The sequence below is a fragment of the Clostridium sp. B9 genome (assembly GCF_050509515.1).
Classification (GTDB): domain Bacteria; phylum Bacillota; class Clostridia; order Clostridiales; family Clostridiaceae; genus Sarcina.
On the sequence record NZ_JBNWKA010000003.1, the window covers coordinates 107,501 to 130,883 of the forward strand.

The 23,383-nt window shown below is 34.4% G+C and carries 13 protein-coding genes, 3 tRNA genes and 5 rRNA genes (1 of these 21 only partly in view); 19 read left to right on the forward strand and 2 right to left on the reverse strand.

The features are described from left to right. From ACQZHJ_RS00615 to ACQZHJ_RS00630, 4 genes are all read left to right on the forward strand, one after another. Positions 1-1,294 (forward strand): 23S ribosomal RNA (locus ACQZHJ_RS00615) (it extends 1,611 nt beyond the left edge of the window). A gap of 54 nt (positions 1,295-1,348) precedes the next feature. Beyond that, positions 1,349-1,466 (forward strand): 5S ribosomal RNA (gene rrf / locus ACQZHJ_RS00620). 6 nt (positions 1,467-1,472) lie between these two features. Beyond that, positions 1,473-1,548 (forward strand) — tRNA-Lys (locus ACQZHJ_RS00625). Between the two features lie 206 nt (positions 1,549-1,754). Then, positions 1,755-2,816, forward strand: coding sequence for an extracellular solute-binding protein (locus ACQZHJ_RS00630; protein ID WP_430483635.1), 1,062 nt, complete (start codon positions 1,755-1,757; stop codon positions 2,814-2,816). A 170-nt stretch (positions 2,817-2,986) separates the two neighbouring features. Here the strand turns inward: ACQZHJ_RS00630 and ACQZHJ_RS00635 are convergent, their stop codons facing one another. Continuing rightward, on the reverse strand, positions 2,987-3,289 hold the full coding sequence (locus ACQZHJ_RS00635; RefSeq protein ID WP_430483636.1) for a hypothetical protein: 303 nt from the start codon (positions 3,287-3,289) through the stop codon (positions 2,987-2,989). A gap of 115 nt (positions 3,290-3,404) precedes the next feature. Then, entirely contained in the window at positions 3,405-4,160 is a 756-nt protein-coding gene (locus ACQZHJ_RS00640) for a signal peptidase II (protein WP_430483637.1), read from the reverse strand. A gap of 229 nt (positions 4,161-4,389) precedes the next feature. Between ACQZHJ_RS00640 and ACQZHJ_RS00645 the strand changes: the two genes are divergently transcribed. The 15 genes from ACQZHJ_RS00645 (at position 4,390) to ACQZHJ_RS00715 (ending at position 23,286) form a co-directional block, all read left to right on the forward strand. Then, positions 4,390-5,193 carry a class I SAM-dependent methyltransferase gene (locus tag ACQZHJ_RS00645; protein WP_430483638.1) on the forward strand — a complete coding sequence of 268 codons (804 nt, stop codon included), beginning with the start codon at positions 4,390-4,392 and terminating at the stop codon, positions 5,191-5,193. A 90-nt stretch (positions 5,194-5,283) separates the two neighbouring features. After that, positions 5,284-6,084, forward strand: coding sequence for a pyruvate, water dikinase regulatory protein (locus tag ACQZHJ_RS00650; RefSeq protein WP_430483639.1), 801 nt, complete (start codon positions 5,284-5,286; stop codon positions 6,082-6,084). A gap of 621 nt (positions 6,085-6,705) precedes the next feature. Next, positions 6,706-8,220 (forward strand): 16S ribosomal RNA (locus tag ACQZHJ_RS00655). Between the two features lie 192 nt (positions 8,221-8,412). After that, positions 8,413-11,318 (forward strand): 23S ribosomal RNA (locus ACQZHJ_RS00660). Positions 11,319-11,420: 102 nt separating this feature from the next. Continuing rightward, a 5S ribosomal RNA gene (gene rrf, locus ACQZHJ_RS00665) occupies positions 11,421-11,538 on the forward strand. Together the 16S, 23S and 5S rRNA genes with 2 tRNA genes alongside form the textbook arrangement of a ribosomal RNA operon. A gap of 6 nt (positions 11,539-11,544) precedes the next feature. Further along, positions 11,545-11,621: transfer RNA gene (locus ACQZHJ_RS00670), tRNA-Ile, on the forward strand. Between the two features lie 5 nt (positions 11,622-11,626). Continuing rightward, positions 11,627-11,702: transfer RNA gene (locus ACQZHJ_RS00675), tRNA-Ala, on the forward strand. Between the two features lie 160 nt (positions 11,703-11,862). Next, entirely contained in the window at positions 11,863-12,318 is a 456-nt protein-coding gene (tnpA, locus tag ACQZHJ_RS00680; protein ID WP_124044959.1) for an IS200/IS605 family transposase, read from the forward strand. A 638-nt stretch (positions 12,319-12,956) separates the two neighbouring features. Further along, positions 12,957-14,279, forward strand: a complete 1,323-nt coding sequence (locus tag ACQZHJ_RS00685) for an APC family permease (protein WP_430483640.1) — start codon at positions 12,957-12,959, stop codon at positions 14,277-14,279. Positions 14,280-14,405: 126 nt separating this feature from the next. After that, complete coding sequence (locus ACQZHJ_RS00690) at positions 14,406-14,555, forward strand: hypothetical protein (RefSeq protein WP_430483641.1); 150 nt, start codon at positions 14,406-14,408, stop codon at positions 14,553-14,555. Between the two features lie 369 nt (positions 14,556-14,924). After that, positions 14,925-16,910, forward strand: a complete 1,986-nt coding sequence (glgB, locus tag ACQZHJ_RS00695; RefSeq protein ID WP_430483642.1) for a 1,4-alpha-glucan branching protein GlgB — start codon at positions 14,925-14,927, stop codon at positions 16,908-16,910. A 69-nt stretch (positions 16,911-16,979) separates the two neighbouring features. Further along, entirely contained in the window at positions 16,980-18,410 is a 1,431-nt protein-coding gene (gene glgA, locus ACQZHJ_RS00700) for a glycogen synthase GlgA (protein WP_430486843.1), read from the forward strand. A 29-nt stretch (positions 18,411-18,439) separates the two neighbouring features. Next, entirely contained in the window at positions 18,440-20,875 is a 2,436-nt protein-coding gene (locus ACQZHJ_RS00705; protein ID WP_430483643.1) for a glycogen/starch/alpha-glucan phosphorylase, read from the forward strand. A gap of 89 nt (positions 20,876-20,964) precedes the next feature. Continuing rightward, the gene (locus tag ACQZHJ_RS00710; protein WP_430483644.1) at positions 20,965-22,788 is read left to right on the forward strand and encodes a glycoside hydrolase family 13 protein; all 1,824 of its coding nucleotides are present in this window, start codon (positions 20,965-20,967) and stop codon (positions 22,786-22,788) included. A 54-nt stretch (positions 22,789-22,842) separates the two neighbouring features. Further along, positions 22,843-23,286, forward strand: a complete 444-nt coding sequence (locus ACQZHJ_RS00715) for a hypothetical protein (RefSeq protein WP_430483645.1) — start codon at positions 22,843-22,845, stop codon at positions 23,284-23,286. The last annotated feature ends 97 nt before the right edge of the window (positions 23,287-23,383 follow it).

Consider the following 23,383-nt stretch of genomic DNA (forward strand, 5'->3'; position numbering starts at 1 on the left):
GTCTAGAGAGAGAAGTAGTGCCCGTACCGCAAACCGACACAGGTAGGTGAGGAGAGAATCCTAAGGCCGGCGGAAGAATTACAGTTAAGGAACTCGGCAAATTGACCCCGTAAGTTCGCGAGAAGGGGTGCCTACGAGAGTAGGCCGCAGAGAATAGGCCCAAGCAACTGTTTAGCAAAAACACAGGTCTCTGCTAAAGCGTAAGCTGATGTATAGGGGCTGACGCCTGCCCGGTGCTGGAAGGTTAAGGGGAATACTTAGCGCAAGCGAAGGTATGAACTTAAGCCCCAGTAAACGGCGGCCGTAACTATAACGGTCCTAAGGTAGCGAAATTCCTTGTCAGGTAAGTTCTGACCCGCACGAATGGCGTAATGACTTGGGCACTGTCTCAACTGTAAATCCGGCGAAGTTGTAGTGCGAGTGAAGATGCTCGCTACCCGCGATTGGACGGAAAGACCCCGTAGAGCTTTACTGTAGCTTAGCATTGAGTTTTGGTATTGTCTGTACAGGATAGGTGGGAGACTAGGAAACTAGGGCGTCAGCCTTAGTGGAGTCATCCTTGGGATACCACCCTGACAGTACTGAAATTCTAACTGGCGGCCATGAATCTGGTCACAGGACATTGTTAGGTGGGCAGTTTGACTGGGGCGGTCGCCTCCTAAAAAGTAACGGAGGCGCCCAAAGGTTCCCTCAGAACGGTCGGAAATCGTTCGAAGAGTGCAAAGGCAGAAGGGAGCCTGACTGCGACACCCACAAGTGGAGCAGGGACGAAAGTCGGGCTTAGTGATCCGGTGGTACCTCGTGGGAGGGCCATCGCTCAACGGATAAAAGCTACCTCGGGGATAACAGGCTGATCTCCCCCAAGAGTCCACATCGACGGGGAGGTTTGGCACCTCGATGTCGGCTCGTCGCATCCTGGGGCTGAAGTAGGTCCCAAGGGTTGGGCTGTTCGCCCATTAAAGCGGCACGCGAGCTGGGTTCAGAACGTCGTGAGACAGTTCGGTCCCTATCCGTCGCGGGCGTAGGAAATTTGAGAGGAGCTGTCCTTAGTACGAGAGGACCGGGATGGACTGACCTCTGGTGTACCAGTTGTTCCGCCAGGAGCACAGCTGGGTAGCTAAGTCGGGAATGGATAAACGCTGAAAGCATCTAAGCGTGAAGCCAACCTCAAGATGAGATTTCCCATAGCGTAAGCTAGTAAGATCCCTTGAAGAACACAAGGTTGATAGGTCGGGGGTGTAAGCATGGTAACATGTTCAGCTGACCGATACTAATAGATCGAGGGCTTGACCAAATTATAGTAAATTAAGTATTATGTGCAATTTTGAAAGAACAATCTTTCTAAATATCTGGTGATGATGTTCTTTAGGGTAACACCCGTTCCCATTCCGAACACGACGGTTAAGCCTTTAGAAGCCGATGGTACTGCACGGGAGACTGTGTGGGAGAGTAGGTGGTCGCCAGGTCCATATGATTTGCTAGCTCAGTCGGTAGAGCACGTGACTTTTAATCACGGTGTCCAGGGTTCGATTCCCTGGCAGATCACCAAAACCTCTCTTAAATAAGAGAGGTTTTTTTGTATATAAAAATATATAATTATTAATTGAATAGTTTATATTTAAGGAGTAAGTATTTAGATATTTATAAATAAGTGATATCCTTAGATTAGTGTTAAAAAGAGTTTGGATGGAGGTGACTGTTGAAGTAGCTCTATAAAAAGTAAAAATATAGAGTACTAGAGACAGAGTGTGTTTATGAAAGGGATAAAGAAAATTTTAGCTTTAAGTTTACTTACGATATTTTCATTTTCTATGATTTCTTGTGGAAATAGCAATACAGAAAAAAAGCAGTTAGAAGATACTGTTGTGGTAACAACTAAATATCCAGATGAAGTTATGAAGTATGTTTCTGATGAATTTAAAAAAGAAACAGGTATAAATGTTGAGTATGAGGTTAAGGATGAAATAAGTGAAGATGATTTTAAAAATCCTAAAACAGATATAGTTCTTGGTGGTGATAAAGAATTATATAAAAAGGAGACTTCAAATGGTAATTTAACAGCATATAAAACAAGTTGGTTTGATGATGTTGATGAAAATTATAGAGATAAAGAAGGGTACTGGTATTCAGTATTTAGAAATCCTATAGTTGTGGTTTATAATAAAGCCAATTTACAAGGTGGTTTAATACCTACTAAGCTTCAAGATTTAGAATTAGGTAAATTAACTAATAAAATTGTTATGGTTAATGCTAATAATTTTTACACAAAGTATTTTATTTCAGCTTCAGGATTATACTTAACTGCAGCTTCTAATAATGATGAAAATGTAGCAAATTTATTTTTAAAGAGTTTAAAAATGAATGTAGCTAATTTTTATAATAATTATAGTGATTTAGCAACAGCTTTATCAACTAAAGAAACTCCTATAGGAATTATGCCTTTTGATGTATTTATGAAAAAATCAAAAGTGGATACTAATTTAAATAGAATAGATTTACCAGATGGCTCACCAGTTGTGAATGAATGTGCAGGTATATTAAAAACAGCACCACATTCACAAGCTTCAGAATTATTTATGGAATATATAGCCGGTCCAAAGGTTCAGTTAGAACTTGCTCAAAAATATAATATAATGCCAATATTACCTGTTGCTAAAAAATATGAACCGGATTGGATGAAGAATTTTAAAACTATGGATGTTAAGGAAGATGTGGTTTTAAGTAATGAAAGTAAATGGGTACAATACTTTAATGGAGTTATAAAGCCAGAATCTTTAATTCCTAAACCTAAAGAAGAGCCTAAAAAGACTTCTTAATTTAATTAAGAGTATAAATAATAAAAAAATAAGTTTAAATAATTAGTTTTATATGTTATTAAATTTAAAATCAATTATTTAATTTAGAGAATATAGAATTTTATAAAAAAAGAGATATTATGTAAAAACATAATATCTCTTTTATATTAAAAGTGTGAATTGTAAATAGCTTATTCGTATTTGAACTTAATAATTACTTCTTTGATTTCGCCTTTTGAGTTAGTTCTAACTTTGAAATCTTTTATATCTTTAAAATCGTTGTTTAATTGGAAGTTAAGTTCGTTTATAGTTGCTTTTGATTTCTTTGCTAAATCACTATCTTCAATGACTTCAAATCTTTGTTTTTTAGTAGTGATTTCTTTATTTCTATCATCAAGCACAACGTAATATTTATCCCCTTCTTCTATAACAGCATACTCTTTACCAAAAGTTAGGCTTGAGCATAATGAGTTATCTGTACATCTTACTAGCATAGCTAATCTCCTCTCATAAACAGTAAATTTTCTACAACTTTAATATATCATACTGAGAGGCTTTGTCCATGCTAATTAAGCAATTAGATTAATTTTGTAACATCTTACAAATAAATCATTTCTTTATTTTAAATACATTTTTTAATAAATCATTTTTAGCAAAGATAAAAAAATTCTTTACAGCTAATACATCATCTTTTAAAGAACTTTCTTCTTCATCTTTCCAATATTCATTGTAGTATATACAAAGCAAGAAGAATAATATAGCCAAGTTTATATAAATATCTTTAAAGTCAGCTATAAATAAATTGCTTATACCTATAAAATCCAGGCTTCCTCCATAGAATATCTTATCTATAAGTGAACATAATGCTCCAGCCATTATAAAGACTATACACATATCAGAAGTAAAATCTTTATGACCATTATAAACATAGTATCTATAACACTCAAAGAATATAAATAATGCAATAATATTTATTAATATAAGAAATCCAAAGTCTATTCCTGCACCAAATCTAACATTTAGCCAAGAACCATCTGTATTTATTATTGGTTGGAATGATAGTAAATTACCTAAAATATCAAAGTTCTCGTTGAAGAACCATTTATGTATTATAAATTTAGTTCCTTGATCTAAAATCATTAAAAAAGCAAAAAAGATGATTAATGTTTTATTTCTAAAACCTGCCCTATAACTATTCCATAGTGTATAGACTAAATAACCAACAAGAGCAAATGGAATTGATAAAAGTAGCATCATTAATGTTTCAGAGTTACTATCAATTCTTCCTGTTAGTAATTCAAATAAGAAATATATTATCCACATTATAGGTAATATACTTATAGTTACCCATTTTTTCTTATTCATAAGTTTCCTCCCTACAAAGTTCTACCCTAATGTATTATTTTTAGTCTAAGATTTAATTTGTAAAGATATTTTACTTATTGCTATTATATATTTAAGTAAATTTTTCTTGAAATTAATCTTGATTAAACTAAATCAATTTTAACATAGGTAATTATAACAATTAAAGAGGATATACGGAATTTTAAAAGAATATATAAATTATTAGACATATTAAACGATGAGGTGTTTCATGACAGATATTATTAGGGATTACTATAATGAAAATAGTAAAAATGAATGGCTAAGATTAAATGATCCATATAGTAGACTAGAGTTTTTTAGTACTATGTATATGATAAAAGAATATTTTCCTTCAGAGGGGAAGATATTAGATATTGGTTCAGGTCCAGGAAGATATTCTATAGAGCTTTTAAAAAGAGGTTATAACGTCACGTTAATGGATTTATCAGACAAATCTATAGATATGGCTAAAAAGAATATAGAAAGTTTAGGATTAGAAGCAGATAATTATATATGTGGAGATGCTTTATATTTAGATTTCTTAGAGGATAATTCTTTTGATGGAATACTTCTAATGGGACCTATGTATCATATCCATTCTAAAGAAGAGAGATTAAAGGTTCTAAATCAATGCAAAAGAGTATTGAGACCAGGTGGAATTATATTAATAACATATATAAATTCACTTGGAGTACTTAAGGTTGGACTTTCTGATTTTCCACAGGAATTTAAAGAAATAGATAAAATTTATGATTTATTTGATGAAAAATCATTTAGTGCAGATGAGTCCTTTACAGAAACTTATTTTACTGTACCAGAAAAAGCTTTAGAAGAAGTAAATGAATCAGGATTTGATGTATTAAGTAGAGCAGGAGCAGAAAGTTTTTTAAGTGGACAGGCATTCTATATGACTAAATATTATTTAGAGGATAAAGAAATATATTTTAATTTACTAAAAGTAGCGACTGAAAAGTGTGAAGATGAAAGATTTAGGGATTCAACGGAACATTTACTTATAGTTGCAAAAAAATAAAAAAACTAAGAGGGAAAAGAGAGTAAATTACATTAAAAAAACAACACTAATAATATAGTGGTTTTTAGATGAAAGAGAGGGGCAATTAGTATGTTAACAATTTTTGCAGTTTCAGATTCAATTGGAGAAACAGCTCAACAGGTAGCAGTAGCTGCTGCTAGTCAATTTAAAGATAATGCTGAGGTGAAAAGAATACCTTATGTTAAAAGTTTAGAAGATGTTGAAGAGCTAATGAAAAATATAGAGGATTGCGAATTATGTATGATAGTATCCACTATAATAACTGTCAATGTTAGAGAATATTTAACTCAAAAATGTATTGAAAAGAATATAAACATAATCAATGTGCTTGGTCCAATAATTAATGTAGCATCAACCATACTTAATCAATTTCCAGATTATAATCCAGGAGCTATGTGGAATACTGATGAGTCTTATTATAAGAGAATAGAAGCTATGGAGTTTGCTATGCAATATGATGATAGTAAAGACTATAGAGGACTTAAAAATGCTGATGTAGTCCTTGTAGGATTATCTAGAACATCAAAGACACCTTTATGTATGTACTTAGCTAACAAGGGAATAAAGGCTATAAATATACCTTTAGTTCCTGAAGTAGGAGTACCAGATGAAATATATGAGATAGATAAGAAAAAGGTATTTGGATTAACTATAAATCCACTTCAACTTATAGAAATAAGAAAAAGAAGATTAGATAAGTTCCATAGAATATCAGCAGATATAGAATATGCTTCTGATGCAAGGATATTAGAAGAATTTGATTTTGCAGATAGAATAATGAGAAAAATAGGTTGCAGAACTATAGATGTAACTCAAAGAGCTATAGAAGATACTGCACTTATAATAATGGAGAAGTTAGGTGTTAAGTAAGAATATTTAATTATAAAAATCATATGTATTTTTTATAATATTAAAGTATGAAAATTTATATCTAAGATAAAAGGGTAGAATGGAGTAATCTTTTCTACTTTTTTTATTTTAGATACTTATCTTTAATAAGTTTTTTCTATATAGCATAGTTCTAGTAATTAATATAAGTAGTTAAATTTATATAAATAAGTAACATATTAATAGGATAAATGATTGGAAGAACTTTTTTTTTATAAGTTATATGGTATATTTTTGAATAAAATATATAGAAATGTAAATTAAAGATAAATATACTAATCCTGGTGTATCAATATATGAATTATATAGATATTATAAGGAAAACAAAGTATTATGAGAATAATTTAATAATTTTGATATTAACAAATGGTAAATATATTGATTAACATGGTAAGATAAATCTCGTCGCTAAGAGACACGGCAAACAACTTAACAAAACAAATTAAAAGTTTTGAAAAAAGTTGTTGACAAAGTTTCTAAGTGATGTTAAACTAAGAAAGTCGCTTGAGGGCGATTAAGAAATGGTCTTTGAAAATTAAACAGAAGATATTAACATAAACCAGCAATTCTTTTAACAAGTAATATGAGTATAGATTAAACTTTTAAATTGAGAGTTTGATCCTGGCTCAGGATGAACGCTGGCGGCGTGCTTAACACATGCAAGTCGAGCGATGAAGTTTCCTTCGGGAAACGGATTAGCGGCGGACGGGTGAGTAACACGTGGGTAACCTGCCTCATAGAGTGGAATAGCCTTTCGAAAGGAAGATTAATACCGCATAACATTGAGAGATGGCATCATCATTCAATCAAAGGAGCAATCCGCTATGAGATGGACCCGCGGCGCATTAGCTAGTTGGTGGGGTAACGGCCTACCAAGGCGACGATGCGTAGCCGACCTGAGAGGGTGATCGGCCACATTGGGACTGAGACACGGCCCAGACTCCTACGGGAGGCAGCAGTGGGGAATATTGCACAATGGGGGAAACCCTGATGCAGCAACGCCGCGTGAGTGATGAAGGTTTTCGGATCGTAAAGCTCTGTCTTTGGGGAAGATAATGACGGTACCCAAGGAGGAAGCCACGGCTAACTACGTGCCAGCAGCCGCGGTAATACGTAGGTGGCAAGCGTTATCCGGATTTACTGGGCGTAAAGGGAGCGTAGGCGGACAATTAAGTGGGATGTGAAATACCCGGGCTCAACCTGGGTGCTGCATTCCAAACTGGTTGTCTAGAGTGCAGGAGAGGAGAGTGGAATTCCTAGTGTAGCGGTGAAATGCGTAGAGATTAGGAAGAACACCAGTGGCGAAGGCGACTCTCTGGACTGTAACTGACGCTGAGGCTCGAAAGCGTGGGGAGCAAACAGGATTAGATACCCTGGTAGTCCACGCCGTAAACGATGAATACTAGGTGTGGGGGTTTCAACACCTCCGTGCCGCCGCTAACGCATTAAGTATTCCGCCTGGGGAGTACGGTCGCAAGATTAAAACTCAAAGGAATTGACGGGGCCCCGCACAAGTAGCGGAGCATGTGGTTTAATTCGAAGCAACGCGAAGAACCTTACCTACACTTGACATCCCTTGCATTACTCTTAATCGAGGAAATCCCTTCGGGGACAAGGTGACAGGTGGTGCATGGTTGTCGTCAGCTCGTGTCGTGAGATGTTGGGTTAAGTCCCGCAACGAGCGCAACCCTTGTCGTTAGTTACTACCATTAAGTTGAGGACTCTAGCGAGACTGCCTGGGTTAACCAGGAGGAAGGTGGGGATGACGTCAAATCATCATGCCCCTTATGTGTAGGGCTACACACGTGCTACAATGGCTGGTACAGAGAGATGCAATACCGTGAGGTGGAGCCAAACTTTAAAACCAGTCTCAGTTCGGATTGTAGGCTGAAACTCGCCTACATGAAGCTGGAGTTACTAGTAATCGCGAATCAGAATGTCGCGGTGAATACGTTCCCGGGTCTTGTACACACCGCCCGTCACACCATGAGAGTTGGCAATACCCGAAGTCCGTGAGCTAACGCGTAAGCGAGGCAGCGGCCGAAGGTAGGGTCAGCGATTGGGGTGAAGTCGTAACAAGGTAGCCGTAGGAGAACCTGCGGCTGGATCACCTCCTTTCTAAGGAATACATCTTAGGATAACTAAGATGATAAAAAGAATCTGGATAATATCTCTGTTTAATTTTGAGAGACTATCTCTCAAAATTGTTCTTTGAAAATTGCACATAATAATTTAATTTATAGAAAACAACAAAGCCAAATTGGCAAACCAATTTCTATTCTTTGTAAAATGAGAACTATAACTAATATAGGTCAAGCTACAAAGGGCGCATGGTGAATGCCTTGGCATCAGGAGCCGATGAAGGACGTGATAAGCTGCGATAAGCTTCGGGTAGACGCACATAGTCTGAGATCCGAAGATTTCCGAATGAGGAAACTCACATGGGAAACCCCATGTATCCATAAGTGAATACATAGCTTATGGAGGGTAACCTAGGGAACTGAAACATCTAAGTACCTAGAGGAAGAGAAAGAAAAATCGATTTTCTTAGTAGCGGCGAGCGAAAGGGAAAGAGCCCAAACCGGAAACTTGTTTCCGGGGTTGCGGACATAGCATCAAAGTGGAGGCTATTGTAACTGAAGAGAGCTGGAAAGCTCCACCGTAGAAGGTAATAGTCCTGTAAGTGAAACGAGAAGACCACGAGTTATGATCCAGAGTACCACGAGACACGTGAAACCTTGTGGGAAGCAGGGAGGACCACCTCCCAAGGCTAAATACTACCTGATGACCGATAGTGAAGCAGTACCGTGAGGGAAAGGTGAAAAGAACCCCGGGAGGGGAGTGAAATAGAACCTGAAACCGTGTGCCTACAACCGTTCAAAGCCCCTTATGAGGGTGATGAAGTGCTTTTTGTAGAACGAGCCAACGAGTTACGGTATGTAGCAAGGTTAAGTACTTAAGGTACGGAGCCGAAGGGAAACCGAGTCTGAATAGGGCGACTAGTTGCATGCCGTAGACCCGAAACCGGGTGACCTATCCATGGCCAGGTTGAAGCGAGGGTAAAACCTCGTGGAGGAGCCGAACCACGTTGCTGTTGAAAAAGCATGGGATGAGCTGTGGATAGCGGAGAAATTCCAATCGAACCCGGAGATAGCTGGTTCTCTCCGAAATAGCTTTAGGGCTAGCGTCGAGTATGAGTAGTGGAGGTAGAGCACTGAATGGGCTAGGGGGCATAGCGCTTACCGAACCTTATCAAACTCCGAATGCCACATACTATGAGCTCGGCAGTCAGACTGCGAATGATAAGATCCGTAGTCAAAAGGGAAACAGCCCAGATCGTCAGCTAAGGTCCCAAAGTGTAAGTTAAGTGGGAAAGGATGTGAGATTTCTAAGACAACTAGGATGTTGGCTTAGAAGCAGCCACTCATTAAAAGAGTGCGTAATAGCTCACTAGTCGAGAGATCTTGCGCCGAAAATGTAACGGGGCTAAACTTACCACCGAAGCTACGGGCTTGAATTTAATTCAAGCGGTAGGAGAGCGTCGTAATCGGGCTGAAGTCGTACCGTAAGGAGCGGTGGACTGATTACGAGTGAGAATGTTGGCATCAGTAGCGAGATGTGGGTGAGAATCCCACAGGCCGAAAACCTAAGGTTTCCTCAGGAAGGTTCGTCCGCTGAGGGTTAGTCGGGACCTAAGCCGAGGCCGAAAGGCGTAGGTGATGGACAACTGGTTGATATTCCAGTACCACTACCATCGTTATTATCGATGGCGTGACGCAGGAGGATAGTGTGTGCTAGCTATTGGATGCTAGTCTAAGCACTTAGGCAGTGAAAGTAGGCAAATCCGCTTTCATAATGCTGAGGTGTGATGGGGAAGGTTCTACGGAACCGAAGTACATGATTCCACGCTGCCAAGAAAAGCGTCTAGAGAGAGAAGTAGTGCCCGTACCGCAAACCGACACAGGTAGGTGAGGAGAGAATCCTAAGGCCGGCGGAAGAATTACAGTTAAGGAACTCGGCAAATTGACCCCGTAAGTTCGCGAGAAGGGGTGCCTACGAGAGTAGGCCGCAGAGAATAGGCCCAAGCAACTGTTTAGCAAAAACACAGGTCTCTGCTAAAGCGTAAGCTGATGTATAGGGGCTGACGCCTGCCCGGTGCTGGAAGGTTAAGGGGAATACTTAGCGCAAGCGAAGGTATGAACTTAAGCCCCAGTAAACGGCGGCCGTAACTATAACGGTCCTAAGGTAGCGAAATTCCTTGTCAGGTAAGTTCTGACCCGCACGAATGGCGTAATGACTTGGGCACTGTCTCAACTGTAAATCCGGCGAAGTTGTAGTGCGAGTGAAGATGCTCGCTACCCGCGATTGGACGGAAAGACCCCGTAGAGCTTTACTGTAGCTTAGCATTGAGTTTTGGTATTGTCTGTACAGGATAGGTGGGAGACTAGGAAACTAGGGCGTCAGCCTTAGTGGAGTCATCCTTGGGATACCACCCTGACAGTACTGAAATTCTAACTGGCGGCCATGAATCTGGTCACAGGACATTGTTAGGTGGGCAGTTTGACTGGGGCGGTCGCCTCCTAAAAAGTAACGGAGGCGCCCAAAGGTTCCCTCAGAACGGTCGGAAATCGTTCGAAGAGTGCAAAGGCAGAAGGGAGCCTGACTGCGACACCCACAAGTGGAGCAGGGACGAAAGTCGGGCTTAGTGATCCGGTGGTACCTCGTGGGAGGGCCATCGCTCAACGGATAAAAGCTACCTCGGGGATAACAGGCTGATCTCCCCCAAGAGTCCACATCGACGGGGAGGTTTGGCACCTCGATGTCGGCTCGTCGCATCCTGGGGCTGAAGTAGGTCCCAAGGGTTGGGCTGTTCGCCCATTAAAGCGGCACGCGAGCTGGGTTCAGAACGTCGTGAGACAGTTCGGTCCCTATCCGTCGCGGGCGTAGGAAATTTGAGAGGAGCTGTCCTTAGTACGAGAGGACCGGGATGGACTGACCTCTGGTGTACCAGTTGTTCCGCCAGGAGCACAGCTGGGTAGCTAAGTCGGGAATGGATAAACGCTGAAAGCATCTAAGCGTGAAGCCAACCTCAAGATGAGATTTCCCATAGCGTAAGCTAGTAAGATCCCTTGAAGAACACAAGGTTGATAGGTCGGGGGTGTAAGCATGGTAACATGTTCAGCTGACCGATACTAATAGATCGAGGGCTTGACCAAATTATAGTAAATTAAATTTGATTATGTGCAATTTTGAAAGAACAAAATCTTTCAAAAAATATGTTGACAAATTCTTAGAAATTTGATAACATAATCATGTCATCTGGTGATGATGTTCTCTAGGGTAACACCCGTTCCCATTCCGAACACGACGGTTAAGCCTTTAGAAGCCGATGGTACTGCACGGGAGACTGTGTGGGAGAGTAGGTGGTCGCCAGGTTAGCATGGATCTTTAGCTCAGTTGGTTAGAGCAACCGGCTCATAACCGGTAGGTCCGGGGTTCGAGTCCCTGAAGGTCCACCATTTTTGGGGGTATAGCTCAGTTGGGAGAGCACCTGCCTTGCACGCAGGGGGTCAAGAGTTCGAATCTCTTTATCTCCACCATAAACTCTAAACTTTGGTTTAGAGTTTTTTTATTGTTTAATGAAAACCACTCGCTATGCGAGTGTGTTCAGATGAGCTTTAGCGATGTAATAAAAAACCTCCTTTTGTTAAAATGAAAATAGGTTCGCAGCCAATTTTCGTAACAAAGGGAGGTTTTTAAATGGATACAAACAGTTTAGCACATACAAAATGGAATTGTAAATATCATATAGTATTTGCACCAAAATACAGAAGGAAAGAAATATATGGAGAGAAAAAACAAGAGATAGGTAAGATATTAAGACAGCTTTGTGAATGGAAAGGAGTTAAGATAGTCGAAGCGCACGCTTGCGTAGACCATATACATATGCTTGTTGAAATACCACCAAAAATGAGTGTTTCAAGTTTCGTTGGATTTTTAAAAGGTAAGAGTAGTCTTATGATTTTTGAGAAGTTTTCAAATTTAAAATATAAATATGGAAATAGACATTTCTGGTGCAGAGGATTTTACGTTGATACTGTCGGAAAAAATAAGAAGGCAATTGAAGAATATATAAGAAATCAAGAACAAGAAGATATGATAGCTGATCAAATTAGTATAAAAGAATATATGGACCCTTTTAAGGGTAGCAAGTAAAGAAGTATGCGGCTGGCGGACCAATTTAAGCGTCTTAAGACGCAACGCAAGTAGCATGCCCTTATAGGGCTGAGGAAATACCACCAGCTAAGCTGGTGGATTTTTATTTTGTAAAATAAAATTCATAGTGTTTTGTTTGCATATTTTGTTGTATATTATTTTTATAACCACCTTTTTAAGGTGGTTATATTTTTTATCTTGAACCTGAATCAAGTGTATTTTAGTATAATAATATATGTCATATAAAATGGTTTTAATTGAAAATAAAAACAAATAAATAGGTTCTTTAAATTATATTAACAAAAAATATTGCATAAATACTTATATTTTATAGAAAATATTCGGTTTTTTATTTATAATTATTTATGCTGATTAAATTTTAGATTATTAATATAAGTTTTATGTTAGAAATTTTATACTGATAACTTAATAAACATACTATGTTTATAATTAATAGGTAAAATACTAATAATGTATTTAGAAGAGTGATTAGTAGAAGAGGATGAGCTTCATAATGAATTTTAGTAAGAATGCGAATTTGAAGCTTATATTTAAAGAATAAACTTTTTATATAATACTTAATATATTTTCAGTTAAATGAAAGATTGAAGTTTATTCTATTATTAGGAGGATAGAAGATGGGAAAACCTACATTAAAAAAGGAAATAGGTTTATTTACGGCTACAGCACTTGTAGTTGGAAATATGATGGGTTCTGGAATATTTATGCTTCCAGCTAGTTTAGCTGGAGTTTCTGGACCTGGTGCTACTATATTAGCATGGATTCTTACTGGCTTAGGTTCTTTAGTATTAGCATTAACATTTGCTAATCTTGGATCAAAAATTCCTAAGACCGGTGGTACATATGAATACTCTAGACTAGCTTACGGAAACTTTATGGGCTTTATGACAGCGTGGCTTTACTGGAATGGTTCATGGATTGGAAATGCGACTATATTTATAGTTGTTGCTACATATTTAGGCGAAGTAATATCTGCTTTAACAAATTCACCGATGGTTGGATTTTTATTCTGTTCAGCTATACTATGGACTTCTACTTATATAAACATAAGAGGAACTAAATTAGCTGGTATAGTTACTTCAATTATTACTGTATTTAAAGTTCTATTATTTATATTCTTTATAGTTATTGGATTAATGTATTTTGATCCAGCTAACTTAACACCAATGTTTCCAGCTGGAAAAGGAGTTTCAACAATTCCTATGGCCGCTGCATTAACTTTATGGGCCTTCATGGGACTTGAAACAGCATCTGTTGCAGGTGGAGAAATAAAGAATCCTGAAAAGAATGTAAAGAGAAGTACTATAATGGGAATGTTAATTAGTACGGTTTTATACATATTAATAAGTATTGTTGCTATGGGAGCTATGAATCAAAGTGAATTAGCTACAAGCACAGCACCTATATCAGATATAATAGTTAAAGTTTTAAATTTAAAGAGTTTAGATGCTTTAAATATTGCTATAGCTATTAGTATATTAGGTACTGGTATGGGGTGGTTACTTTCAACTGCTAGAGTTGCATATGCAGCTGGAGAGGATGGAATATTCCCTAAAACATTTGCTAAGGTTCATCCAAAGTATAATACTCCTTATGTAGCCTTAATTATAGGAAGTATCTTTATAAATATAATCTTCTTAATGAACTTTACTAAAGGATTAGCTGGAGCTTATAACTTTATAGTTGTTTTAGCAACTTTAAGTTATTTACCTATATATGCTATATCAACTATAGCTGAGATAATATTAATGGTTAAAGATGACAAAAAGCCTAGCTTAAAAGCTCATTTAGGTTTAATAATTAGATGTTTAATTGGATTTGCTTTTGCAGTTTGGGCAATATATGCTTCAGGAGCAGAAATTGTAATGTATGGTTTCATATTAATACTTTTAGGGGTTCCAGTTTACGGCTATATGAGCATAAAAAAACACTTTAGATAAAATGCTTTAATATTTAACAATTTTGTTATGTAAAGTACAATAATTTATTATATAATAAATATAAGTTTTTAATTTATGGGGCTAAATATTGTACGGTACAGAATATTAAACGGGGAGTGTATTGAGATGGCAAAATTAGAATCTTTAGAAGAGAAATTAGTTGAATTAAAACTTAAAAAAAGAAACTTTGTTTTAGCCAATAAAGATACAAAAGATATTGATAATCTTATAAAGAATTTAGAAGATGAAATTATGAGAGATAAATTAAATAATTAGAGTTTCAGAGCTATAGAAGATAAGTAATCTTTTATAGCTCTTTTTCTTTTTATAATGTAATTTTAATATAGTTTAAATTTAGATATTAAAGGTTTAATTTTTTAATAAATAAGTTATTTTAACAACAAAAGATGTTATATAAAAATATTTAATTATATATTATAAATTTTAATATATAAAGAATTTACAAAATACTTAACGTTAAGGAATTTTTAAATATTGTTTTGGTAAAAAAATACATTTAATATATTAAATAGGCTATCCTTAAAAAATATTATATTTTAGATATTCAATTAAAGTGAAAAATAAATATTTAATTATATATTGGAATTTATAATTTTGTACTGGAAAATTGAAAGGAGCTTTTAAATGACTATATTAGATGTAAAAAAAGAGAAGCTAGAGATGAATCAACTTGAAATAAGGAAGATAGATAATTTTAAAAACAATTATAAAGTATTTAGTGATGATGATTTATATTTATTTCATGAGGGAAAAAATTATAAGGCGTATAGATTTATGGGAGCACACTTTACAAGTGAAAAAAGAAAAAGAGGGGTTAGGTTTACTCTTTGGGCACCTAGAGCTAAGAATATTTTTGTTGTTGGTGATTTTTCAAATTGGGAAGTTAAAAAAGAATATAAAATGTATAGAATAAATGAAAGTGGTCTTTGGAGTTTATTTATACCTAGACTTAAAGAAGGAATGAAATATAAATATTATGTTGAGCATAATGATGGAAATGGAGTTTTAAAAGCCGATCCATATGGAATTTATTCTGAACTTAGACCTAATACAGCTTCCATTTTATGTGATAAAATAAAGATAAGGTGGACAGATAAAAAGTGGCTAAAAAAAAGAGAAGAGGCAAATTATTATGAATTGCCTATAAATATATATGAATTGCATTTAGGCTCATGGAAAACAAAGAGTCATGGAGAATTTTTATCTTATGAGGAATTAAGCGACATATTACCTAGATATGTTAAGGAAATGGGATATACTCATGTTGAGCTTATGCCACTTAATGAGCATCCTCTTGATGCTTCATGGGGATATCAAGCCACAGGATATTATTCGGTTACAAGTAGATATGGAGATCTAAAAGGCCTAAAGAAATTAATTAATGCTCTTCATAAAGATGATATAGGAATAATATTAGATTGGGTTCCAGGACATTTTTGTAAAGATGTCCAAGGTTTATACATGTTTGATGGTACACCTACTTATGAATATGAAGAAGGATGGAAAGCTGACAATAAAGGATGGGGAACTTTCAATTTTGATTTAGGAAGGCCTGAGGTTAAAAGCTTTTTAATTTCTAATGCCCTTTATTGGATAAATGAGTTTCATATAGATGGTCTTAGAGTTGATGCTGTTTCTAACATGATTTACTTAAATTATGGTAGAAATCATGGGGAATGGATACCTAATATCCATGGAGGATGTGAAAATTTAGAGGCTTTACAATTTATAAGAGAATTTAATGAAGCTATCAAAACTCATGGTGGAGGAGCTATAACCATTGCAGAGGAGTCAACTTCATATCCTAATATAACAAATGATGTTAAATGGGGTGGATTAGGTTTTGACTTCAAATGGAATATGGGGTGGATGAATGATACTTTAGAATATAATGAGTTAGACCCTATATATAGAAAGTATCATCATAATAAATTAACTTTTCCAATGATGTATAATCATTCAGAAAAGTTTGTTTTACCAATCTCTCATGATGAGGTAGTTCATGGTAAAAAATCTTTGGTAGATAAAATGAGTGGTGACTATTGGAATAAGTTTGCTAATTTAAGAGCATATGTGGCATATATGATGGGACATCCAGGTAAGAAGCTTATGTTCATGGGATGTGAATTTGGACAATTTATTGAATGGAGAGAATATGAGGAGCTTGAATGGAAGCTTACAAAGAGTTTTGATATGCATAGAGATACTCAAAGGTTCTTTAAAGATATAAACAATTTATATAAAAATACTCCAGAGCTTTGGGAGTTAGATTATTATTCTGAAGGATTTCAATGGATTGATGCAGATAATAGTGAGCAAAGCATATATATTTTTATAAGAAGAAGTAAAAATATAGATAATTATAAAATTTTTGTATGCAATTTTACTCCTATGGTTTATTATAATTTTAATATAGGAGTTCCAGAGCTTGGTGAGTATAAAGAGATATTTAATACTGATAAAAAGGAATATGGCGGTTCAGGACAAGTTATTGATGATATTTTAGTTTCAGAAGAAATACCTTGTCATAATCAACCATGCACTTTAACTATAAAAGTACCACCAATGGCAGTAGCTATTTTTGAAAAAATTAATAGTGAAAAATCATAAGAAGAGTAATTGAGGTAATAAACATATTAAATAAAAATAAAGAGAATTTATGAGGAGGATTTAAAAATGATAAAAGTTTTATTTGCAACATCAGAAGCAAATCCATTTATAAAAACAGGGGGACTAGGGGATGTAATGGGCGCATTACCTAAGGAACTCCATAAAAAAGGAATAGATGCTAGAGTTATTTTACCTAAATATAGTGCTATAAAAGGTGAATTTTTAGAAAAGCTTAATTTTGTTAAGTGGTTTATGGTTCCTGTTGGTTGGAGAGAGCAATATTGTGGAATTTATGAGTGTGAATATGAAGGTGTGGTTTACTACCTTTTAGATAGTGAATTTTATTTCAATAGAAATGGACTATATGGAGAAGGTGATGATGGAGAAAGATTTGCTTTCTTTGATAGAGCTGTATTAGAAACTTTAAAGCAAGTTGATTGGTGTCCAGATATTATACATTGTAATGACTGGCAAACAGGAATGATTCCAGTTCTTCAAAAGTTAGAGTATGCTAAGGATCCATTTTATAAAGATATTAAAACAGTGACATCAATACACAACCTTTTATTCCAAGGAAATTTCTCAGCAGATATGCTTCCAGAGCTTTTTGGATATGACTATGAGCCAATAATTAATAAGAGTTTAGAGTTTTATGGTGGAATGAGTTTTATGAAGGGAGCTATAAACTATAGTGATAGAGTTTTAACTGTAAGCGAAACTTATGCTGGAGAAATTCAAACACCTTACTTTGGAGAAAGAATGGATGGTTTATTAAGAGAGAGAAGTTATGCTCTAAAAGGCATAGTTAATGGAATAGATTATGATGAATTTAATCCAGAGACTGATAAGTTTATTGCAGAAAACTTTAATGTAGATACAATAGAGAAAAAAGTTTTAAATAAGGTTTCACTTCAAAAAGAGTTAGGATTACCTATAAATGAAGAAGTACCTATGATAAGTATAGTATCAAGACTTACAAATCAAAAAGGCTGCGATTTAATAGTTAATATAGCAAATAGACTTCTACAAAGAAATGTTCAGTTAGTTATATTAGGAACTGGGGATCATAATTATGAAAATCACTTTAAAGGACTGCAAGAACTTTATCCAAATAAGGTTTCAGCAAATATTAAATTTGATAATGGATTAGCTCATAGAATATATGCAGCTTCAGATATGTTCTTAATGCCTTCATTATTTGAACCGTGTGGACTTGGACAACTTATAGCATTAAGATACGGAGCTATTCCCGTAGTAAGAGAAACTGGTGGACTAAAAGACACAATTAAACCATATAATAAATATACTGGATTAGGAAATGGGTTTAGTTTCACAAATTATAACCATAATGATTTAATGTATGTTATGGAATTAGCGTTAGAAACATATGATAATAAAGGAGTTTGGAAATCAATAATGATTCAAGCGATGAATTCTGATAATAGTTGGAATAAGTCTGCAGAAAAGTACAAAGAATTATACGAAGAATTAGTTAAGTAGTTTTTATCAAGTCCGTAGGAGGCGAGTGTATGCTATTAGTCGATAAAGAGAGTTTTAAGAAGGATTATAAAAAGAAGTTCTTAGAACTACATGGAATTGAGCTTGAAGAGGGACAAAGCTTTCATAAATATGAGGCTTTAGGAAGTCTAGTAAAGGACTATATTGCTGAGGATTGGATTAATACAAAGAAGAATTATGAGGATTCTAAGCAAAAGCAAGTTTATTATTTTTCTATGGAATTTTTACTAGGAAGACTTTTGGGTGATGCTCTCTTAAATTTAGGTATAAGAGAAACATGTAGAGAAGCTCTTAAGGAATTAGACATCGATTTAGAGGAGCTAGAGGAGTTTGAAAGTGATCAAGGATTAGGAAATGGTGGACTAGGTAGATTAGCAGCTTGCTTTTTAGACTCTATGGCTTCTTTAAATATAGCAGGACATGGATGTGGAATAAGATATAAATATGGATTTTTCAAACAAAAGATTATAGATGGTTCTCAAGTAGAGACTCCAGATGTTTGGCTTAAAAATGGTAATGTGTGGGAGATAAAGAAACCAGACAAGGCTGAAATAGTTAAGTTTGGAGGAAATATTAAATGTGAAACTGCAAATGGAAGGTTAACATTTACTCATGTGAATTATGAGCCTATATTAGCAGTTCCTTATGATACTCCTGTTGTTGGATATGAGAATAATGTTGTAAATAATTTAAGACTTTGGAGTGCTGAACCTGTAGATAATGAATTTGATTTTGGATCTTTCAATAGGGGACAATATTTAAAAGCTATAGAGTATAGGAACTCTATAGAAGCTATATCACAGGTTTTATATCCAGATGATTCAATGGATGAGGGTAAGCTTTTAAGATTAAAACAACAATATTTCTTTGTTTCAGCAGGACTTCAAAGCATAGTTAGACATTATAAAAAGACCGGTGGAAAAATAGAAGAACTTGATGAATATCTAGCAATACACATAAACGATACTCATCCTACTTTGGCAATACCAGAACTTATGAGAATTCTCTTAGATGAAGAGGGACTTTCGTGGGAAACTTCAATGAGAATAACCACTAATACGATATCTTATACAAATCATACTATCTTAGCAGAGGCTTTAGAAAAGTGGCCAATAAATATGTTTAAGGAATTGCTTCCAAGGATATATATGATTGTTGAAGAGATGAATGAAAGATATTGTGAGGAACTTTGGCATAAGTACACTGGACAGTGGGATAAGATTTCTAAGATGGCTATTATAGGGGATGGCTTTGTTAGAATGGCTAATCTTGCAATAGTAGGAAGTCATAGTGTAAATGGTGTTGCAAAACTTCATACAGAAATACTTAAGAAGAAGGAAATGAGCGATTTTTATTATCTTTATCCAAGCAAGTTCAATAATAAAACTAATGGAATAGCTCATAGAAGATGGCTTCTTAAATCTAACCCTGAACTTACTAATCTTTTAAAAGAGACAATAGGAGATAGTTTTATTAAACATCCAACAGATATGGAAAATTTCCAAAAGTATGTTGATAATAACTATGTTTTAGATAGATTAGGAGAGATTAAGAAGAATAATAAGGAGAAGTTAGCAAAAGTAATTCTTAATACTCAAGGAGTTAAAGTTGATCCAAACTCAATTTTTGATGTTCAAGTTAAGAGAATCCATGCATATAAGAGACAAACTTTAAATTGTCTAAGAATTATGGAGCTTTATAATAGGCTTATTGAAAATCCAGATTTAGATATAGTTCCAAGAACTTTTATTTTTGCAGGGAAAGCAGCACCGGCATACTATTTAGCAAAGAAAACAATAGAACTTATTAATGCTATAGCTAAAAAGGTTAATAATGATCCGCGTATTAGAGATAAAATAAAGGTTGTATTTTTAGAAAATTATAGAGTATCCTTAGCTGAAAAGATAATTCCAGCTACAGACCTAAGCGAACAAATATCAACAACTACCAAAGAGGCTTCAGGTACTTCTAATATGAAGTTTATGATGAATGGTGCAATGACAATAGCAACATTAGATGGAGCTAATATAGAAATAAAAGATGAAGTAGGAGAAGATAATATTGTTATATTTGGTATGACTGAGCATGAAGTATTAGACTATTATGCTAGAGGGGGATATTCTGCATGGGATACTAGAAATAAAGATAATAGGTTAATAAGAGTAACAGATGATTTAATAAATGGAAATTATTCTAATAACAAAGAAAAGTTTTTAAGTTTATATGACCATTTATTAACCTATAATGATGAGTTTTTTGTATTAAAAGATTTTGACTCATATTTAAATGCTCAAGACAGAGTAGATCAGTTGTACAGAGATACTAAAGGCTGGCAAAAAAAATGTGGTATAAATATTGCACATTCAGGTATATTTTCTTCAGATAGAACAATATCAGAATATGCCACAGGAATATGGGGATCAAAAGTTATATATAAAAATTTATAGAATTTCATATAATTCATAATCCATAAAGCACTTATATTAATACTATATTAATATAAGTGCTTTTTTATTAAGTAAGAAAGGGGTATGTTATGGGAAAAGACTATATTTTTCATGATTCTCAAGATACCTTTTATAGAGAGCCTTTCGGAGCGGTTTCTATAGGGACAAAGGTTAATCTGTTTTTGGAGTGTGAAGAACAGGGCGATGTTTTTATAGAAGTTACAAAGTTTGATGGTTTTAGATATTCTATACCTATGCTGATTGAAAAGTTTGAAGAAGGATATATTCTTTATAGGGGAATTATAGATACTAAGGAATCCTTAGGAGTTATAAATTATTATTTTAGGCATGTTAAAAACGGATTTACTCAGTATTATGGGAATAATGATGAGGGTTTAGGGGGAAAAGGAAAGATATATTACGATTTCCCAAAACCATATCAAATAACTGTTTTTAAGGAAAGTAAAGTTCCTAATTGGTATAAAGAGGGAATAATTTATCAAATATTTGTTGATAGATTTTGTAATGGAAATAAGAATAATGAAATATTAAATAAAAAGAAGAATATATTTATTTATGGTAGTTGGTATGATAAACCAATGTATATAAGAGATAATAATGGGAGTATTGAAAGATGGGATTTCTATGGAGGAAATCTTAAAGGAGTAAGAGATAATCTTGATTATATAAAATCTCTTGGAGCAAGCATAATATACATGAATCCTATTTTTGATGCTGTAAGTTGTCATAAGTATGATACTGGCGATTATGAAAATATTGATAGGATGTATGGAACTAACGAAGAGTTTAAAGAGCTTTGTGAAGAGGCAGAAGAAAAGGGGATAAAAATAATATTAGACGGAGTATTTAGTCATACGGGTTCAGATAGTAGATATTTTAATAAACATGGTAATTATAGTGAACTTGGTGCATATGAATCTAAATATTCCAAGTATTACAATTGGTATAGATTTTATGACTACCCAAATAGGTATGAATGTTGGTGGGGATTTGATAACCAACCAAATGTAGAAGAATTAGAACCAAGCTATGTGGATTATATAATAAAGAATAAAAACTCTATAATTTCTATGTGGTTGAATTTGGGTGCAAGTGGATGGAGATTAGATGTTGCTGATGAACTTCCCGATGAGTTTATAAAGATGATAAAAGATAAAATGAAAGAAACTAAAAAAGATAGTATTTTAATAGGAGAAGTTTGGGAAGATGCATCTAATAAGGTTAGTTATTCAAAGAAAAGAAGATATTTATTGGGTGATGAACTTGATTCTGTTACAAATTATCCTTTTAAAAATACATTAGTTGATTTTATAAATGGAAACATCTCTTCAAATGACTTTAGAAAAAATATAATGAGCCTTAAAGAAAATTATCCTAGAGAAAACTTTTATTCAGCTATGAACTTGTTAGGGAATCATGATACGGAAAGAATATTAACTATATTAGGAGAAAGTTTAAAGAAGTTAGAATTATCTGTTTGTATGCAAATGACACTTCCAGGAGTTCCATTAATATATTATGGCGATGAAGCAGGACTTTTGGGAAATAAGGACCCTGAGAACAGGAAAGCGTATCCGTGGGGAAGGGAAAATAAAGAGATAATGAAAATATATAAAAAGTTTGGAAATCTTAGAAAAGAAGAAAAAGTTTTAAAGTATGGTGAAATATATATATATAAAGATTTGCCAGATAGTATAGTAGCGTTTAGTAGGTATATAGATAATGAGAAAATTATAATTATAGTAAATAGAAGTCAATACAATCAAAGAATATCTTTGAGGTGTGAAGATAAAATATTAAAAGATAAATTTTCAAAAGAAAGCTTCGTATGTGAGAATGGAGAAGTTATTTTAGATATAAAAGGAGAAAGTTATAAAATATTAACTAATTAAAAGGTATTTTCTAAATATAAAAATCATATTAATCCATATATGGAGGTGGAGAATATGATAAGAACAATTGTGTGCCAAAGAGAAGGTTGCAATGGGAATACTTTTTATATAGATAACCAAGTTGGTGAAATTAAATTAGTTTGTAGAGAGTGTAATAGTGAATATAGTTATCACTCAGACAATGATTCAATTCTGATATTATCTAACTGTTCAAGCTGTAATAATGATACATTTAAGGTTTTTAAAGATACTGAAAGTGATGCTATATATGCAAAGTGTATGGTTTGTGGAAATCCACCAGAGAATATTTATGTTGATGCTGATGGAAATCAAATATCTTATGAAACTAAAGTTTTAAATGATGTAAAAGAAATTGTTTATAGAGTTGAACAGAGAATAAATACACTTGAAAGGGATATTGAAAATCTTGGGAGTGGTCAAGTTCTAATAGAACAATCTGTAGCGTATATAAATCAATTTTTATCAGAAGCTAAGTAAGTTTAAAGAGTACTAGAACTTTAATAATTTCTAGTACTCTTTATTATGAATATATTAATAATAAAGTGTAAATGGTTATAATTTATTTTTTTTTAGA

Coding starts and splice junctions, on each gene's coding strand:
- ACQZHJ_RS00630 (WP_430483635.1), top strand. CDS start 1,755: ATGAAAGGGATAAAGAAAATTTTAGCTTTAAGTTTACTTACGATATTT.
- ACQZHJ_RS00635 (WP_430483636.1), bottom strand. CDS start 3,289: ATGCTAGTAAGATGTACAGATAACTCATTATGCTCAAGCCTAACTTTT.
- ACQZHJ_RS00640 (WP_430483637.1), bottom strand. CDS start 4,160: ATGAATAAGAAAAAATGGGTAACTATAAGTATATTACCTATAATGTGG.
- ACQZHJ_RS00645 (WP_430483638.1), top strand. CDS start 4,390: ATGACAGATATTATTAGGGATTACTATAATGAAAATAGTAAAAATGAA.
- ACQZHJ_RS00650 (WP_430483639.1), top strand. CDS start 5,284: ATGTTAACAATTTTTGCAGTTTCAGATTCAATTGGAGAAACAGCTCAA.
- tnpA (WP_124044959.1), top strand. CDS start 11,863: ATGGATACAAACAGTTTAGCACATACAAAATGGAATTGTAAATATCAT.
- ACQZHJ_RS00685 (WP_430483640.1), top strand. CDS start 12,957: ATGGGAAAACCTACATTAAAAAAGGAAATAGGTTTATTTACGGCTACA.
- ACQZHJ_RS00690 (WP_430483641.1), top strand. CDS start 14,406: ATGGCAAAATTAGAATCTTTAGAAGAGAAATTAGTTGAATTAAAACTT.
- glgB (WP_430483642.1), top strand. CDS start 14,925: ATGACTATATTAGATGTAAAAAAAGAGAAGCTAGAGATGAATCAACTT.
- ACQZHJ_RS00705 (WP_430483643.1), top strand. CDS start 18,440: ATGCTATTAGTCGATAAAGAGAGTTTTAAGAAGGATTATAAAAAGAAG.
- ACQZHJ_RS00710 (WP_430483644.1), top strand. CDS start 20,965: ATGGGAAAAGACTATATTTTTCATGATTCTCAAGATACCTTTTATAGA.
- ACQZHJ_RS00715 (WP_430483645.1), top strand. CDS start 22,843: ATGATAAGAACAATTGTGTGCCAAAGAGAAGGTTGCAATGGGAATACT.